This window comes from Flavobacterium sp. LMO8 (assembly GCF_009495755.1).
Lineage (GTDB): Bacteria > Bacteroidota > Bacteroidia > Flavobacteriales > Flavobacteriaceae > Flavobacterium.
This window is the reverse complement of the sequence record NZ_WIBJ01000025.1, coordinates 40,787-57,673: the sequence shown is the minus strand read 5'-3', so window position 1 is coordinate 57,673 and position 16,887 is coordinate 40,787. Positions and strand designations below refer to the sequence as shown.

The window sequence follows — 16,887 nt, the reverse complement described above, 5'->3', positions numbered from 1 at the left end:
TATTACTCATTTGAAAATTGCTTTAACAACTTATAAATTATTTATATAAATTTAAGAATTAATTTTTCACTATTTTTTTTGTAAAACTTCCATTAGCATTCTCCAATTGTAAATAGTAAAAACCTTTGGCTAATGTGGAACAATCAATGTTAATTTTTGAATCTTCTTTTCGAATTTTCATCTCAATTTTATTTCCTAAAACATCAAATAATCTAATGTTTTTAATGTTAGCGTTTTCAATTATTAAAACATCTTGGATAGGATTTGGGTAAAAAATAATTTTACTACTTGTTTCATTTGGTAATCCCAAATTTGTAATAGATATATTTTGACTGCTTTGGTTTGATATTCCACATTTAGTTACAGTTAAAGTTACTGTAAAATTACCAGTTGAAGTAAAAATATGTGTAGGATTTTCTTCAGATGAGGTGTTTCCATCACCAAAATCCCAAGCATAGGTTGTTGCATTTTGAGACGTATTTGTAAAAGAAAATGTATTTGAATTTTCTGAAAATGTAAAACCTGAAATAGTGTCATAATTTCCAATAAACCAATTGTTTAAATTGTTAAAAACAACTGTTTTTACGGCTTGTTTAATATTGTTTGCATCTGTAACAGATAAACTACTATTAAATGATATTAGTGTTGGGTCTTTTCTAAAAATTGTAGTATAAAAAGTTACTGCTGCCGCATAACTTCCGGCTAAAGATGGGTGACTATTATCTGAAGTATATAATTCAATTTCAGGGTTTGAAGTTCTTAAGTATCTCCAAACAGCACCGGCAGGAGCCATAATTGCTTCATTATCAGTTGTCATTGTAGTATATCTTTCTAATAATAAATCATCCATTCCTTCATAAGTACAAACGGGTGGCCAACTTGCACAATTTGAACTATCACCATTTTTTCTGCCCCATGTTAAATAAAAAATAGTTTCAGCACATGGATTATATTGTTCTATTACGTTATTTAGTTGTGTAGCAAATGGAAATACTTGGGTTTGAACAGTTGCTAATGTAAATGATGGTAATTGACTTTGTTCTTGTAAGACAACAAAATCACAATTTCCTTGCATAATCTTATTCAGTGAAGTTGTATTTGAACTATGACCTTGTAAAGTATAACCTCCAGGTGTGTTACTGTCGAATATAATATCATCATTTGTTGAGTTTGCAACACTTTTTATTAGAGAAGGTAAATTATTTACTCCTGTGTAACTATTACCTAGAAATAAAACATTTTTAGTAGTCTGACTAAACGAAAAGGTGCATATGAAAACGAGTAAAATTACTTTTAATTTCATAAACTATATTTTTTTTAACCCTAATTTTTCAGCTCTTTTCAAGACAAACTCTTTTGCAAGTTCATATTCATTTGGAATTTCACCTTCTAAAATAGCTTCTTTAACAGCTTCTTTTAGAATTCCAATTTCTCTACAAGGTTTTAATCCGAATAGCTCCATAATTTCTTCGCCAGATATAGGTGGTTGAAAAACACGAACTCGGTCTTTTTCTTCCACTTCCACAATTTTTTGTTTTACAATGTCGAAGTTCTTATGGTATTTTTGAAACTTCTTTGGATTTTTTGTGGTGATGTCTGCTTTACACAAGGTCATCAAACTATCAATATCTTCTCCTGCATCGAAAACCAAACGACGAACTGCACTATCGGTAACAATATCTTCCGCAATTACAATTGGGCGTGAACTCATCATGACCATTTTTTGAACGAATTTCATTTTATGGTTCAAAGGCATGTGTAAACGCTCAAATATTTTTTTGACCATTTTTCCACCTAAAAATTCATGACCGTGAAACGTCCAACCTTGTTTTTTGTTGAATCTTTTAGTTGGTGCTTTGCCTATATCGTGCAATAATGCCGACCAGCGTAACCAAACATCATCGGTGTTTCGGCAAATATTATCTACTACTTCTAAGGTGTGATAAAAATTATTTTTGTGTGTATGTCCTTCAACTTCTTCAACATTATTCAACGCGGTTAGTTCAGGTAAAATAATTTCTAATAAACCGGTTTGATACAAGTGTAAAAATCCTATTGATGGTTTTTCTGAAGCTAAAATTTTATGCAATTCATCAACAATTCGTTCTCCAGAAATGATGTTGATTCGGTCTTTATTGTTAGAAATCGCTTCTAAAGATTCAGATTCAATTTCGAAATTCAATTGGGTAGCAAAACGAATGGCACGCATCATTCGTAAAGGATCATCAGAATAGGTAATATCTGGATTTAAAGGTGTTTTGATAATTTTATTTTTCAAATCTTCCACACCGTTAAAAGGATCAACTAAATCGCCAAAGTTTTCAGAATTCAATGAAAAAGCCAAAGCATTTATAGTGAAATCTCTTCGTTCTTGATCATCTTTTAACGTGCCGTTTTCTACTAAAGGATTTCGGCTGTCATGAGTATATGATTCTTTTCTAGCGCCAACAAACTCCACATCAATGTCATCATAACGCAACATGGCTGTTCCATAGTTTTTAAAAACTTGTACTTTTGGATGAAAGGGAATCAATTCAGAGACTTTTATAGCCAATTCAATTCCGCTACCAACAGCAACGATATCGATGTCTTTTTTATGGTCTCGTTCCAGTAAAATATCGCGTACAAAACCACCAATTACGTAGCATTCCAAGTTAAGTTCTTGCGCTGCTTGCGAAATGATTTTGAATATATTGTGTTCTATATGTTGTTTGTAATTCATGCTTTTTGTTTCAAGTTTCAAGTTCAAAGTTTCAAGTTGTTGGATACTTTGTTCTCAAAACGAAATTATTTGCGAATCACTTTTACTTGGCTATCTAAACCTAATTTAATTATTGTAGAAGGATTTTTGCAAACTTTATCGTGGTGCAAATTTACTACATAGTCGACACCTTTTATAATTTCGGGACTAATTTCTTTGAAAGTTTTTGGTGTAAACATTCCTGATATATTTGCGGAAGTAGAAACCAATGGTTTTTTCATGCGTTCCATTAGTTTGAAGCAGAAAGGTTCCGTAACAATTCGAACACCTAAAGTATTATCTTCAGCTACTATATTTTTGGCGATATTTCGAGGATTGTCTAAAATTAAAGTCGTTGGTCGTTCTGATAAATCTAAAATTTGCCAAGCCACTTCTGGAATTTCTTTGAAAACGTTGTACATCATACGTTCGCCATTCATTAAAATAATCATGCTTTTGGTTTCTTCACGTTGTTTTAAAGCATAGATTTTTTTGACAGCTTCTTCGTTAGTAGCATCACAACCAATTCCCCAAACCGTATCGGTAGGATATAAAATGATGCCTCCGTTTTTGATTACTTCGAATGCGTTGTGTACTTCGGTATTAATGTCCATTATAATAATTAATTAGGTAGTTTGAAATAGTCACCTATTGTGTAATTCATTTCGTAAGGGGTAAGTTCTATTGTTCCATTTCCTGGATAAAATGTTAATTCTCCAAATATGATTTTGTTTTCAATTACATATAAATCAACTCGAACAAAAGGAAAATCTTGTGATAATTTTTGAACAATTTCTTTCATTTCTTCAAATTTGATCGGTTTATCGATTTTACCTGGATGAATAATTTTGTTTTTGGTACAAAAGGAAAGTTTATTCCAATTTGTGTCGTAATAACATCTATAATTATTTGTTTTTCGTTCTAAGTCAATTTGTATGAATTTAATTTCGCCATTAAAACAAAAAAATTTATAATCATTAATTACTTCTTTGTCAAATTCTTTAAGAAATTTTTCAGCAATTATTATTGGTTTTATTCCTTTATATGCCCATTCTTTTCCTTTATTATAGAAATTTTTATTTTGCCACTTTTTAATAATTCTTTTGGTGTAATTAATATCTAACATTGATTTTTCTTTTACACAAATATTAAATCCACTTCCATGAACACATTTTAAAACAAATTTTTCGGGAAGTTTGTCAAAATCAATTTCTTTCGGACTTTCATATACTCCATATAATTCATTAAGATATTTCTTTCCAATTTTTACTTCAACATATTCTCTAACATGAAATTTATCTACAAGTTTTTTTAGAATTGGGTTTTTGTAGTATAATTTATACCATTGAATTTTTTCAGTAAAAGTTATTGGATTTTTTAAGTTTAATTTTTTTTCCAATGCATATTCATATTGGATGGCAATAAAAATGCTTGGCGGTAAAAACTTAAAATTTTTTAATAATCTTAAAATTATTCTTTTATATTTTTTCATGAAAATTAAATGATTGTAAATATAAACTATTTTTTAATTAAATAATCTAGTATAAATTAAATAACGGAACTATATTTGTTTAAATTTTTTTAAAAATGAAGTTAATTCAGTTAACGGCCTCATTAGGTTGGAGAGGTCACGAGCAAAAAATAATTTATTTATACGAAGCATTCAAAGAATATGGCTATGTAGAAGATCAATGGATTGTGTGTCCTGAAAATTCTGAAGTTCATAAAGTTGCTATAGAAAAAGGAATGAATGTTATTTCGTTTCCATATAAGTCTGAATATGATTTTAAATTTGCTAAACAATTTGCTAAAATCTCAAAGGATAAAAATGCAGATGTTATTTTTATTCATAATAGTCAATCTCATACTATGGCAGTTCTTTCTGCTTTTTTTTATGGATTGAAAACACCTTTAGTTTTATGTAGAACTTTAATTAGACGTGTAGATACGAATTTGCTTAGAAAATGGAAATATAACTATAGTGGAATTAAGAAAATAATTTGTGTTTCTGGGCCAGTTGTAGATGTTTTAAAATTTGCTGTCAAAGATCATTCTAAGCTTTGTGTTGTTGGAAGCGTTACGGATATTAAAAAGTTTAGCAAACAGAATAAATCAGGAATATTACATAAAGAGTTTAATATACCAGACGATTATAAAATTATTGGAAATATTGCTGAGTTCACTGGATTTAAAGATCATAAAACATGGGTAAATACTGTTGCAGAATTGGTTAAACGTGGGATAAAAGCAAAATATATTTTAATAGGAAAAGGTTCTTTAGAAATGGAAGTTAGAGATCAAGTAGCTTCTTTAGGATTGCAAAATGATATAATTTTCGCCGGTTTTAGAAAAGATATTCCAGAAATTTTGCCAGAGTTTGATTTGTTCTTATTTACTTCTAATAATGAACCAACTGGTGGTGTTCTTTTAGAATCGTATGCTTGTAGAGTTCCAATTGTAGCTGCAAAAGCTGGAGGAATTCCAGAAGTAGTTATAGATAATGAGACAGGATTATTAGCTGAAGTAGGAAATCCTATCTCATTTGCTGATAAAGTGGAACAAATGTTATATGATGAACATTTGCAAATGAAATGCACAACAAATGGTCATCAATTTTTAATAGACAATTTTACAAAAGAGGTAATCGCAAAAAAAATGTTTGCAGAATTAAATGAAGTTGTTGTTTCAAACTAAAGATAATATGTTTTTTTTACAAAGGAAATTAGTTAAATCTTATATTGGAATCCTAAAATTAATAGGAGCAAGTGATTTTAAAATCACAATTTATCAATATTATTTAAAAAATGGAGTAAAGCCAGATTTAGTTAATCCAAAAGAGTTTATGGAGAAATTACTTTGGCTAAAGCTTAATTTATATACTGAGCAATATGGTAAGTTTGCTGATAAATATGAGGTAAGAAACTACGTTGAAGAAAAAATTGGTAAATCTTATTTAAGCGACATTTTTGGTGTTTATGTATCGGTTTCAGATATAAATTTTATTGATTTACCAAATCAGTTTGTTTTAAAAGGTACACACGGTTCTGGGTATAATATAATTGTTAAAGACAAATCTAAATTAAATATTGAGCATACTAAGAAAAAATTAAATGCGTTTTTAGCTGAAAATTATTATTATAAGTTTTGTGAAAAAATTTATAAAGATTTGAAGCCTAAAATATTAGTAGAAAAATATATTTCTGAAATTGATAATGATGAATTAATAGATTATAAGTTTCACTGTTTCCATGGTAAACCTACGTATGTCTATGTTCAAAAAAATAAATCTAAAGATATAAGAAAGAGTTTTTATGATTTAGAATGGAATCAAATTTTACCTGAAGATTACATTTCTTCATTTTATGAGGCGGATTTTAAAAAACCAGATAATTTTGATGAAATGATTATGGTTGCTGAAAAATTATCTGAGGGGTTTGTTTTCTTAAGGGTTGATTTATATTCAATTGGAAATAAAATTATATTTGGTGAACTAACCTTCTTTTCCAATGGCGGATTGGTTAGAAGTTCAATCGAAAGATTTAATAAAGAGTTTGGTGATTTAATGCATTTGCCTCAATAATTTATTTAATACAGTTTAAATTATTTTTTTAATTTAAACTGTATTAATCCCCAATTTACTTCTAAACCGTTTTTTGTATTTTGAATTCCTAGAATATCTCTTACACCATCATAAATAATATCGTCAGTAGCTTTGTCTAAACCAAAGAATAATCTAAAGAAAATTATCATATCACTTTTGTTTTCAAATAGAAATGGATATTGGTTGTATTTACATTCTATAATTTTATTTTGTATAGTAGGATAATTAATAAAATAATCTTCAAAGAAAAAATTTCCTTGGTGTCCTAATGAATTATATTCATTAACAAATTGATTTAAAAAAACATCTACAGAAGTTCCCTTTTTTACATCTGCAAAAATAAATTCTCCATCATTTTTAATTATTCTCAAAGATTCTTCTACAAATAAAGGGACATTATTTAAATGATGCATACCGCTAAGTGAAAAAATACAATCAAAAGTATTTGATTCAAACGGTAGATTTTCAGGATTAGCAAGTTTAATTTCGTTATTAGTAAATCCTTCCGAAAAATCACAAGAAGTTAAATTAATATGTTTAGGTAAGAAATTTTTTAAGTAAGCCCCTCCAGATGGAATATCTAAAATTTCAATCGCTTTTGAAAAATCAGTTGTACCTATTAAGCTATTAAATTCATATATTCTTGCTTTAGGGTATTTCTGCATTGCAAAATGGTAATCGTTTGCTCTTTTTTGAAATATTAACCTATAATCGTTCATGGTTTTAGTTTGTTTTAATAAAATGCAAAGGTATAACTTTGTATTGATTTTACTTAATTTAAAAAAATAATTACAAATTTAAATTGTTAAAAACTTTCTCCGAAAATTTGTAGTTTATTTCTCGACACTCATCTAAAAGCCCTCATAAATTATTTCTTTATTTAAATTACTTAAAGTATCTTCAAAATTTGAAATAATTGGTTTGTATTTAAAATCGTAAAATTTAGATGAATTAGGAATTGTAATTACCTTTTTTTCATAATCATTGCTCAATACATGGTGTGGTAACTATCAGTAATTATGTTTTTTGGTCTTCCAATAAAATTTATTAAATCTTCAAAATTTGTAGAATTTGACAATGTTGCAAAATTCTTAAATTTGTCATTTATGCTGCCTTTTTTATAGTATCCTTATGTAATACTATACCTATTTCTTTATTGTTGTCAATTTTTAAATCAAAAATTGGATGTAAACAACTTACACATGGAACATATTCTCCAGGCATACTATAATCTCTTGTTCCTACCAATCCAAATTTGTTGATGTCTATGTTGTATTTTGAAACTTTACCATAGGTTTTTGGCGATTTTTCGTTGTGACCAACACCCCAAAGCACTATTTTTTTTTCTTTATTGGTAAGTTTTTCAAACATTTTCATTTGTAAGGCAAATCCTTCTCTATTTAACAAACCTCCACCACCAAGAATTATGGAACGATTTGAAATTTCATTTATAAAATGCGTGCGAATTGTTTTATCTTCACTTTTGTAATCAAAAATATCTAAACTTTTTCCTTTTAAAACATCAAAATAATTGATGAGGAGCACAATAAAAATCCCCTACATTATTCAAGTTTATTCTGTGAATATTTACAACATCAATGTTTTGTTGATCTTTTTCTAAAATAGAATGGATAACATTTCTTTTTGTAATATTTCTTTTTATAGATTTGAATATATTCATTTAAGTTTTTTTTATTATACAAATCTATAAAATAATTTATATTTGAACGTAAATAGCCAACATTGTTTTATTTTCGCACTATGAAAAGTATTTTTAATCCCGATTTCGAAAAAAGAAATGAAGTTGTCTATAATTGCATAGTTAATTATTACCGCCAAGGAACTTTTATCTATGAAGGAAACAGAAATAGTTTAAAAATTTTTGAAATAGACAATTTAACGATTTGTGTTAAAGCATTTAAAAAGCCTCATATTTTTAATAAAATAATTTATACTTATTTCAGAAAAAGTAAAGCAAAACGTTCTTTTGAATTTGCGAATATTTTGTTACAAAAAGGAATTGGTACTCCAATACCAATAGCTTATTATGAAAATTTTGATACAATTGGATTAAATGAAAGCTATTATGTTTGTGAGTTTTTAAAAACCGACTTTAGATTTCGTGAATTATTAGATATTGATGATGAGGTAAAAAAAACAGCAATTTTAAAACAGTTTGTTGCTTTTACTTATAAATTACATCAATCAAATATTGAATTTATCGATCATTCTTCAGGCAATACTCTGATAAAAGATTTAGGAGATGGAAATTATGATTTTTATTTAGTTGATTTGAACAGAACCAATTTTAATAAAAAAATGACTTTTATTGAACGAATGAATAATTTTTCTAAACTTACTTCCAGAAAGGATATTGTACAAATAATGAGTGAAGAATATGCAAAATTGTCTGGAGAAAATAATGAGTTAGTCTTTGATGAAATGTGGAATGCTACTCAAAAATTTCAACAACAACATTTTAGAAAAAAAAGACTTAAAAAGAAATTAAAGTTCTGGAAAAAGTAGTATTTTCACTTTTTATAATATTAGATGAAATTATCTGTAATAATTACAACATACAATTCGGAAGATTGGTTACGTAAAGTGCTAATTGGTTACAGTGTTCAAACTGAAACAGATTTTGAATTAGTAATTGCAGATGATGGTTCTACTATAAAAACCCAACAAATTATTGAAAGTTTTTCTTCTAAATTTAAATACCCAATTTTACATGTATGGCAAGAGGATAATGGATTTCGTAAATCTGAAATTTTAAATAAAGCAATTTTAAAAGCTACTGCTGATTATCTTCTTTTTACCGATGGTGATTGTATTCCAAGAGAAAACTTTGTAAAAGCACATTTAAAACACCAACAAAAAGGATATTTTTTATCAGGTGGATATTTTAAATTACCTTTGCATCTATCTACTTTTATTTCTGAAAATGATATCATAAATCAAAATTGTTTTTCGATTAAATGGTTGGTTAGTAATGGATTAAATTTTAGTTTTAAAGTATCTAAGCTTTCAAAGAATAAATATTTTGCAAGTTTTATGAATTGGGTCACAACAACTAAGAAAACTTTTAACGGACATAATTCTTCTGTTTTTAAAGAAGATTTATTAGCTATCAATGGTTTTAATCAAGATATGCATTACGGCGGATTGGATAGAGAAGTGGGTGAGCGTTTGTTTAATCTAGGAATCTTAGCAAAACAAATAAGATACGACGCAATTTGCTTACATTTGCATCATGAAAGAGGATATGCAGATCAAGAAAAAATTGCCGCAAATATAGAAATTAGACGTTTTAATATAAAACATAATATCATTAGAATTAAAAACGGAATTGTTTCAGAATAAACCGTTTCTAAAAAATATAAAGAATGAAAATAACAGTAGTAGTAAGTACTTATAATGCAGAGGAATGGCTTGAAAAGGTCCTTATAGGTTATAGCGTACAAACTTATAAAGATTTTGAATTAATAATTGCCGATGATGGTTCTCGACCTTCAACAAAAGAATTAATAGATTCTTATGCTAAAGATTATCCAGTTCCAGTACGTCATTTATGGCATGAAGATTTAGGGTACAGAAGACAAGAAATTTTAAATGTTGCCATTGTAGAAGCTGCTAATGAATATATTATCATGACTGATGGTGATTGTATTCCAAGAGCTGATTTCGTAGAAGTGCACGCGAAACAAGCAGAAAAAGGAAAATTTTTATCGGGAGGATATTGCAAACTTCCAATGAAAACAAGTAAAGATATTACAAGAGATGATATTGTTTCACAAAGATGTTTTGATGTGAAATGGTTAAATAAAATTGAAAAATTAGATTTTTCTAATTCGTTAAAATTAGGATCTGACGGAATCATTGCTAAGTTTTTAGACATTATTTCGCCTACAACACCTTCTTTTAACAATTGTAATTCTTCTGGATTTAAAGATGATATGATTGCAATCAACGGTTATGATGAAAGAATGAAATACGGTGGACCGGATAGAGAATTTGGAGAACGTTTAGAGAATTATGGAGTTAAAGGGAAACAAATTCGCCACAAAGCGATTGTTTTACACTTAGATCATGCACGTGGATATAAAACACCAGAATCGTTAGCCGCTAATTTAGCTATTAGAAAAGAAGTGCGCGATAAAAAAATTAAATGGACACCTTTCGGAATTAAGAGAGAAGAAAAATAATAAGTATGCGAATATTAGTAACAGGAGCTGCAGGATTTATAGCATCACACTTATGTGAAAAATTAGTAGCATTAGGTCATGAAGTAGTAGGATTAGATAATTTTAACGATTATTATAGTCCAGCTTTAAAGGAAATGAATGCTAAAGATATAGAAGTAAAAGGAGTTTCTATCTTTAGAGTAGATTTAAACGATGACTTGTCAAAAGTATTCGAAAAACCATATGATTATATCTATCATTTGGCTGCCCAACCTGGAATTTCATCCGATACTACTTTAGAGGAATATGTTAGAAATAACATTTATGCTACTCAAAATTTATTAGATACAGTTTTAGCTTATAATCCTAATCTAAAATCGTTTGTAAATATTGCTACTTCATCTGTATATGGAATTGAAGCTACAGTAGATGAAAAGATTTCGGCACAACCTGTTTCTTTTTATGGTTCTACAAAATTAGCAGCCGAACAATTGGTATTAGGGTTACAACGTTTAGGGAAATTAAAAGCATGTTCCATTCGATTGTATTCGGTTTTTGGGCCAAGAGAACGTCCAGAAAAATTATACACGAAATTAATTGAAAACCTATACAACGATAAACCTTTTCCATTATTTGAAGGTAGCGTTAAACACGAAAGAAGTTTTACCTATGTTGGTGATATTGTAGAAGGATTAGCAGCTATAATAGGAAAAGAAGATGTAGTGAATGGCGAAATCATCAACTTAGGTACTGATGAAGTGAATACTACGCAAGACGGAATTAATGCAGTAGAGCAAATCATGCATAAAACCTTAATTATTGATAACAAACCTCCAAGAAAAGGCGATCAGCAACGTACAGCAGCAGTTATTGATAAAGCTAGAAAATTATTAAATTACGAACCTAAAGTAACCTTAAAACAAGGACTTGAAGAACAAGTAAAATGGTATAAAGAGAAGTTTATTGACTAATCTTTTTTACAAATCGTTGTAATTTTTCGGTAAACAATTCGGGATTCAATTTATCATACCACTCCAAAGCTTTTTCTTTAAAGTTTTTGGGGTGTTTGTTTTTATATAAGTCTGGAAAATAATCGGATAAGTGAACAATTTCGTGTAAACCTGTTTCTTCAAAAATATTCCAAGATGTTCTGTTTATCCAAGGGGCATAAATAGTAAAAGTAGGAATGTTTAAGGCTTTAGACATATTAGTGGCACCGCCTTCATTTCCTACCAAAGCATCACATTGCGATAATACAGCTAAGAATCCGCGTAATCCTTTTACATAAAAATCAAATATAATTTTAGATTGTGCATTGGCATCACACAAATCAAAAATTGCTTTGGCTTCCTCTTGTTGGTTTGGCATATAATTAAAAACCAATTGCACATCAACAGTTGCGGCTATTTTATTCAAAACGGTTGCCATAGAAGCATCAGGTAAACTTTTGTTTTTACCACTTCCTAAAACACTAATCATTACAATTTTTTTCGTAACGTCTAATTGACTTATAATTTGATTTTTAGCGTTTTCAATTTCAGATGGAGTCAAATGAATTTTTGGAAAAATTTGCGGAATTTCTTTTTTGATAGCCGTTTTGGCTAATAAAATTCGGAAAGCATTCGCTGTTCCATTGCATTCTGTGTCTGGAATAACGGTTTCTGTTAAGAAGAGTTTAGAATACCATTTATAGGTTCCAATTCTTTTTTTTGCACCACTTAAATACGTTGGAATTAAACTTTGAAATTTTCCGTAAACGTCAATGACCGTATCGTATTTTTCTAGTTTTAATTCGATTCCTAATCTAAATAATCCACTTAAGCCTTTGTATTTTTCTTCTTCAAAAAACAAGACTTTGTCAATAAAAGGATTGTTTTCTATAACCGGGAAAGTGTTTTTTTGAATCAAATAATGTACTTCACAGTTTGGATGCTGTTTTTTAATAGCTTCACAAATGACAGTACTTGCCAGTACGTCACCAATCATTTTAATTTGTATGACAAGTACTTTCATTAATCTAAACCGCTACGTTATATTCTCTCAATGCATCATTCAACGAAGTTTTTAAATCCGTTGAAGGTTTTCTTTGACCAATGATAATTGCACACGGTACTTGATAATCACCAGCTGGGAATTTTTTTGTATAACTTCCAGGAATTACAACCGAACGTGCTGGTACAACTCCTTTGTATTCGATAGGCTCATCACCTGTAACATCAATAATTTTGGTAGAGCCTGTTAAGCATACATTTGCTCCTAAAACAGCTTCTTTTCCTACATGAACACCTTCGACCACAATACATCTTGAACCGATGAATGCGCCATCTTCAATTATTACGGGAGCTGCTTGCAATGGTTCTAAAACACCACCAATTCCAACACCACCTGAAAGATGAACATGTTTTCCAATTTGTGCACAACTTCCCACAGTTGCCCAAGTATCTACCATCGTACCTTCATCTACGTAAGCACCAATGTTTACATAACTTGGCATCAAAATTACTCCCGAAGAAATATAAGCACCATATCTTGCCACTGCATTCGGAACTACACGAATTCCTTTTTCTGCATAATTGCGTTTCAACAACATTTTATCGTGATATTCAAAAATACCCGATTCCCAAGTTTCCATTTTTTGAATAGGGAAGTACATCACCACTGCTTTTTTGACCCATTCGTTTACTTGCCAACCATTTTCAACTGGTTCAGCTACACGAAGTTTTCCATTATCTAATAATTCAATAACTTCTCTTATGGCTTTTTGAGTTGAGTCTTCTTGAAGCAAAGTTCTATTTTCCCAAGCTTGTTCTATTGTAGATTGTAAACTATTCATTTTTTTTTCTGCAAATATAAAATCTTTTGTAAAAATTACAGAATTATTACAGCTCAATCCATTACAAAATAAAATATTTTACGTTTTTTTTAAAAAATATTGAAGCAAATTGAAATAGTTATTAACGATAACGTTTTCTTTATCATATTTATTTAAAATCGTTATTAATTGGTTAAATTCAATGAAATATCTTTGTGCTTTTAATTTACAAAACATTTAATTATGGAAGTTAAAGCGGATATTGTATTAGTGGGTTCAGGAATAATGAGTGCTACATTAGGTACGTTGTTAAAACAATTACAACCCAATATTTCGATTGAAATTTTTGAGAAATTAGATGCTGCCTCAACTGAAAGTTCCGATGCTTGGAATAATGCAGGAACAGGGCATTCTGCTTTTTGCGAATTAAATTATACTCCACAAGATAGTAAGGGCAATGTAAATATTTCAAAAGCCATACAAATTGCAGAACAATTTGAAGTTTCGAGACAATTTTGGTCTTTTTTAGTTAAAGAAGACCTTATCAAAACTCCAGAAAAATTTATTAAAACGGTTCCTCATTTAAGTTTTGTTTGGGGAAAAAATAATGTTTCTTTTTTAAAGAAAAGATATAAGTTGATGACAGAGTGTTCTTTGTTTAAAGAAATGAAATTTTCTGTTGATCATAAAGAATTAAAGGAATGGATGCCACTTGTAATGGAAGGAAGAAATGAAGACGAACAAGTTGCAGGAACATTTATGAAGAGGGGTACCGATGTGAATTTTGGTAACTTGACTCGTCAAATGTTTAGATATCTACAAAATCAAGAAAATATCAACATGTATTTTCAGCATGAAGTATCTAAATTAAAAAAGAACAAAGATAACGAATGGGTTGTTAAAGTTAAAGATTTAAATACTGGAAAGACCCGAAAAATTATAACTAAATTTATTTTTATTGGTGCTGGAGGCGGTTCATTACCCCTTTTAGAGAAATCTCAAATATTTGAAGGAAAAGGTTTTGGTGGATTTCCTGTAAGTGGGCAATGGTTGCGATGCACAAATGAAGAAATTATTAATAAGCATCATGCAAAAGTGTATGGTAAAGCTGCAATTGGAGCACCTCCAATGTCTGTCCCTCATTTAGATACTCGAGTTATTAGTGGAAAGCAAGAATTGTTATTTGGCCCTTATGCCGGATTTACAACAAAATTTTTAAAGAAAGGTTCTTATTTTGATTTATTAAAATCTATAAAGACAAGTAATCTTTGGCCAATGTTATATGCTGGTGCACACAATATACCGTTAACTAAGTACTTAATTGAGCAAGTAATGCAATCACATGAAGAGCGTGTTGAGGCATTAAAAGAATATTTTCCAAATGCAAAAGCGGAAGATTGGGTATTAGAACATGCTGGAAAAAGAGTACAAATTATTAAGAAAGACGAAAACGGAAAAGGTGTTTTACAGTTTGGAACTGAAATTGTGTCGTCTGCAGATTGTTCAATTGCTGCATTATTAGGAGCTTCTCCAGGTGCTTCAACTGCCGTATCTGTTATGATTGAATTGTTAGAGAGATGTTTTTGTAAACAAATGAGTTCAGAAGAATGGCAATCCAAAATCAAACAAATGATTCCTTCATATGGAGAACAATTAAATGAAAACGAATCTCTATTTGAACAAGTTAAGACTCATGCAGCGAAAATATTACAATTAGAAGAATAAAAAATATAAAAGTATACTATGATTTTATTACTACTAATTTAGATTTTAGTAGTTGTGATTTTAAATATTTCTAAAAAAGCATGTGCATTTGGAATTTTGGAATTCTTTTTGATTTAATAAATAAATCGTAAATTTACATGAATCACAAAAAGCAAACAACATGAAAAAAAGTATTCTAATTTTAGGAATAATAGCTTTCAGTTTTATTTCTTGCAAAATAGCAACTGGAAAAGTGAAAGAAGAAACAAAAACTGAAGAAGTTGTTAATTTAGAACTTAAAAATTCTAAATGGCGCTTGCTTAAAATGAACGGTAAAGTAGTAAAGAAAGATCCAAATATTGAAAAAGAATACGGAATTACATTCAATCCAGAAGGAAGATTTTCCGCTTATGCAGGTTGTAACAGTATGGCAGGAAGTTTTGAATTACAGGAAGATGTAAGTCGTATTAAATTCTCAAAAGTAGCTTCAACAATGATGGCTTGTCAAGATATGGAAACCGAACAAGAATTAGCCAAAATTTTAGAAATGACTGATAATTATAATTTCGATGGTAAAACGCTAAAACTAAATAAAGCTCGAATGGCTCCTTTAGCCGAATTTGAAATTATCAGATAAATGACCGTATATTTGTTGAAAATAAACAACAATGCGAATTTTAGCCATAGATTACGGAATCAAACGAACAGGAATTGCCGTTACCGATGAAATCCAGATGATAGCTTTTGGGCTAACCACAATTCCATCCGAAACGGCAATTGCGTTTTTAAAAGATTATTTTTCGAAAGAGAAAGTAGCTTGTGTAATTGTTGGCGAACCCAAACAAATGGACGGAACACCATCACAAAGTGCTGAAATTATCAATGCTTTTGTTACTAAATTCCAAGCAGCTTTTCCAGAAATCCCAGTTAATAGAGTAGATGAACGTTTTACTTCTAAAATGGCGTTTAAAACCATGATTGATAGCGGTTTAAATAAAAAACAACGCCAAAATAAAGCCATGGTTGACGAAATTGCCGCAACAATTATACTTCAAGATTATTTACGTTATAAAAAATAGTACTTTTGCATTTTATTGCTGGGTGATGGAAGATGGAAGTTTTAACCTGAAACTTGAAACTTGAAACCTGAAACTTGAAACAAAAAAATAAATTATGATTTTACCAATATACGGATACGGAGAACCAGTTTTACGCAAAGTTTGTGAGGACATTACTCCTGAATATCCGAATCTTAAAGAAACAATAGCTAATATGTATGACACTATGTATCATGCGCATGGCGTTGGTTTGGCTGCTCCACAAGTTGGTATGCCAATTCGTTTGTTTATTGTAGATACCGAACCTTTTAGCGATAGTGATGACGTTTCTAAAGAAGAAGCAGCTTTAATGAAAGAGTTCAAAAAAACGTTCATTAATGCAAAAATCATCAAAGAAGAAGGCGATATTTGGGGATTCAACGAAGGTTGTTTAAGTATTCCAGATGTGCGTGAAGATGTTTTTCGTCATGATACGATTACGATTGAATATTTTGACGAAGATTTCAATAAGAAGACAGAAGTATATGATGGTTTAATCGCGCGTGTTATCCAACATGAGTACGATCACATCGAAGGAATTTTATTTACCGATCACTTGTCGATGTTGAAAAAGAAGTTAATTGGGAAAAAATTGCAAAACATTATGGATGGTAAAGCAAGACCCGATTATAAAATGAAATACGTAAACAAAAAAGGACGTTAATTAGAGATTAGTGAATAGTGAAAAGTAAATAGCTATTTTAACTAAACTTTTTACTTTTTACGTTTCACTTTTTACTTTAAAATAA

Annotated in this window: 18 protein-coding genes; 10 read left to right on the top strand and 8 right to left on the bottom strand. The window is 29.5% G+C overall.

The features are described 5' to 3' along the window. Positions 1–58 precede the first annotated feature (58 nt). The 4 genes from GFJ94_RS03405 to GFJ94_RS03390 form a co-directional block, all read right to left on the bottom strand. The gene (locus GFJ94_RS03405; protein ID WP_153200187.1) at positions 59–1,303 is read right to left on the bottom strand and encodes a PKD domain-containing protein; all 1,245 of its coding nucleotides are present in this window, start codon (positions 1,301–1,303) and stop codon (positions 59–61) included. 3 nt (positions 1,304–1,306) lie between these two features. Further along, positions 1,307–2,722 (bottom strand): CCA tRNA nucleotidyltransferase, encoded by a 1,416-nt coding sequence (locus GFJ94_RS03400; RefSeq protein ID WP_153200186.1) that lies wholly within the window; start codon positions 2,720–2,722, stop codon positions 1,307–1,309. Between the two features lie 65 nt (positions 2,723–2,787). Further along, positions 2,788–3,354, bottom strand: coding sequence for an L-threonylcarbamoyladenylate synthase (locus tag GFJ94_RS03395; protein WP_153200185.1), 567 nt, complete (start codon positions 3,352–3,354; stop codon positions 2,788–2,790). A gap of 8 nt (positions 3,355–3,362) precedes the next feature. Beyond that, complete coding sequence (locus GFJ94_RS03390; RefSeq protein WP_153200184.1) at positions 3,363–4,232, bottom strand: ATP-grasp fold amidoligase family protein; 870 nt, start codon at positions 4,230–4,232, stop codon at positions 3,363–3,365. 95 nt (positions 4,233–4,327) lie between these two features. Between GFJ94_RS03390 and GFJ94_RS03385 the strand changes: the two genes are divergently transcribed. Both GFJ94_RS03385 and GFJ94_RS03380 read left to right on the top strand, forming a co-directional pair. Next, positions 4,328–5,434 (top strand): glycosyltransferase family 4 protein, encoded by a 1,107-nt coding sequence (locus tag GFJ94_RS03385; protein ID WP_153200183.1) that lies wholly within the window; start codon positions 4,328–4,330, stop codon positions 5,432–5,434. Positions 5,435–5,441: 7 nt separating this feature from the next. Then, positions 5,442–6,320: an ATP-grasp fold amidoligase family protein gene (locus tag GFJ94_RS03380; RefSeq protein ID WP_162523782.1), complete on the top strand. Its 879-nt coding sequence runs from the start codon at positions 5,442–5,444 to the stop codon at positions 6,318–6,320. 20 nt (positions 6,321–6,340) lie between these two features. On the opposite strand, the gene GFJ94_RS03375 is transcribed toward GFJ94_RS03380, so the two are convergent. Both GFJ94_RS03375 and GFJ94_RS03370 read right to left on the bottom strand, forming a co-directional pair. Further along, on the bottom strand, positions 6,341–7,108 hold the full coding sequence (locus GFJ94_RS03375) for a class I SAM-dependent methyltransferase (protein WP_370513787.1): 768 nt from the start codon (positions 7,106–7,108) through the stop codon (positions 6,341–6,343). Between the two features lie 337 nt (positions 7,109–7,445). Further along, positions 7,446–7,886 carry a hypothetical protein gene (locus GFJ94_RS03370; RefSeq protein ID WP_153200180.1) on the bottom strand — a complete coding sequence of 147 codons (441 nt, stop codon included), beginning with the start codon at positions 7,884–7,886 and terminating at the stop codon, positions 7,446–7,448. 216 nt (positions 7,887–8,102) lie between these two features. Between GFJ94_RS03370 and GFJ94_RS03365 the strand changes: the two genes are divergently transcribed. From GFJ94_RS03365 to GFJ94_RS03350, 4 genes are read left to right on the top strand one after another with little or no spacing between them, the layout of a single operon-like run. After that, positions 8,103–8,867 carry a Kdo domain containing protein gene (locus tag GFJ94_RS03365; protein WP_153200179.1) on the top strand — a complete coding sequence of 255 codons (765 nt, stop codon included), beginning with the start codon at positions 8,103–8,105 and terminating at the stop codon, positions 8,865–8,867. A gap of 24 nt (positions 8,868–8,891) precedes the next feature. After that, on the top strand, positions 8,892–9,704 hold the full coding sequence (locus GFJ94_RS03360) for a glycosyltransferase family 2 protein (RefSeq protein WP_153200178.1): 813 nt from the start codon (positions 8,892–8,894) through the stop codon (positions 9,702–9,704). A 23-nt stretch (positions 9,705–9,727) separates the two neighbouring features. Further along, complete coding sequence (locus tag GFJ94_RS03355; protein WP_153200177.1) at positions 9,728–10,546, top strand: glycosyltransferase family 2 protein; 819 nt, start codon at positions 9,728–9,730, stop codon at positions 10,544–10,546. A 5-nt stretch (positions 10,547–10,551) separates the two neighbouring features. After that, positions 10,552–11,496, top strand: a complete 945-nt coding sequence (locus GFJ94_RS03350; RefSeq protein WP_153200176.1) for an NAD(P)-dependent oxidoreductase — start codon at positions 10,552–10,554, stop codon at positions 11,494–11,496. On the opposite strand, the gene GFJ94_RS03345 is transcribed toward GFJ94_RS03350, so the two are convergent. Beyond that, positions 11,486–12,538, bottom strand: coding sequence for a glycosyltransferase family 9 protein (locus GFJ94_RS03345; protein WP_153200175.1), 1,053 nt, complete (start codon positions 12,536–12,538; stop codon positions 11,486–11,488). The genes GFJ94_RS03350 and GFJ94_RS03345 overlap by 11 nt on opposite strands. A gap of 4 nt (positions 12,539–12,542) precedes the next feature. After that, positions 12,543–13,358: a 2,3,4,5-tetrahydropyridine-2,6-dicarboxylate N-succinyltransferase gene (locus GFJ94_RS03340; RefSeq protein WP_153200174.1), complete on the bottom strand. Its 816-nt coding sequence runs from the start codon at positions 13,356–13,358 to the stop codon at positions 12,543–12,545. Between the two features lie 222 nt (positions 13,359–13,580). Between GFJ94_RS03340 and GFJ94_RS03335 the strand changes: the two genes are divergently transcribed. From GFJ94_RS03335 to def, 4 genes are all read left to right on the top strand, one after another. Continuing rightward, positions 13,581–15,062: a malate:quinone oxidoreductase gene (locus tag GFJ94_RS03335; RefSeq protein ID WP_153200173.1), complete on the top strand. Its 1,482-nt coding sequence runs from the start codon at positions 13,581–13,583 to the stop codon at positions 15,060–15,062. Between the two features lie 160 nt (positions 15,063–15,222). Further along, positions 15,223–15,678: an META domain-containing protein gene (locus tag GFJ94_RS03330; RefSeq protein ID WP_153200172.1), complete on the top strand. Its 456-nt coding sequence runs from the start codon at positions 15,223–15,225 to the stop codon at positions 15,676–15,678. A gap of 31 nt (positions 15,679–15,709) precedes the next feature. Next, the gene (gene ruvX, locus GFJ94_RS03325) at positions 15,710–16,120 is read left to right on the top strand and encodes a Holliday junction resolvase RuvX (protein WP_153200171.1); all 411 of its coding nucleotides are present in this window, start codon (positions 15,710–15,712) and stop codon (positions 16,118–16,120) included. Positions 16,121–16,214: 94 nt separating this feature from the next. Then, entirely contained in the window at positions 16,215–16,802 is a 588-nt protein-coding gene (gene def / locus GFJ94_RS03320) for a peptide deformylase (protein ID WP_153200170.1), read from the top strand. Positions 16,803–16,887: the final 85 nt, after the last annotated feature.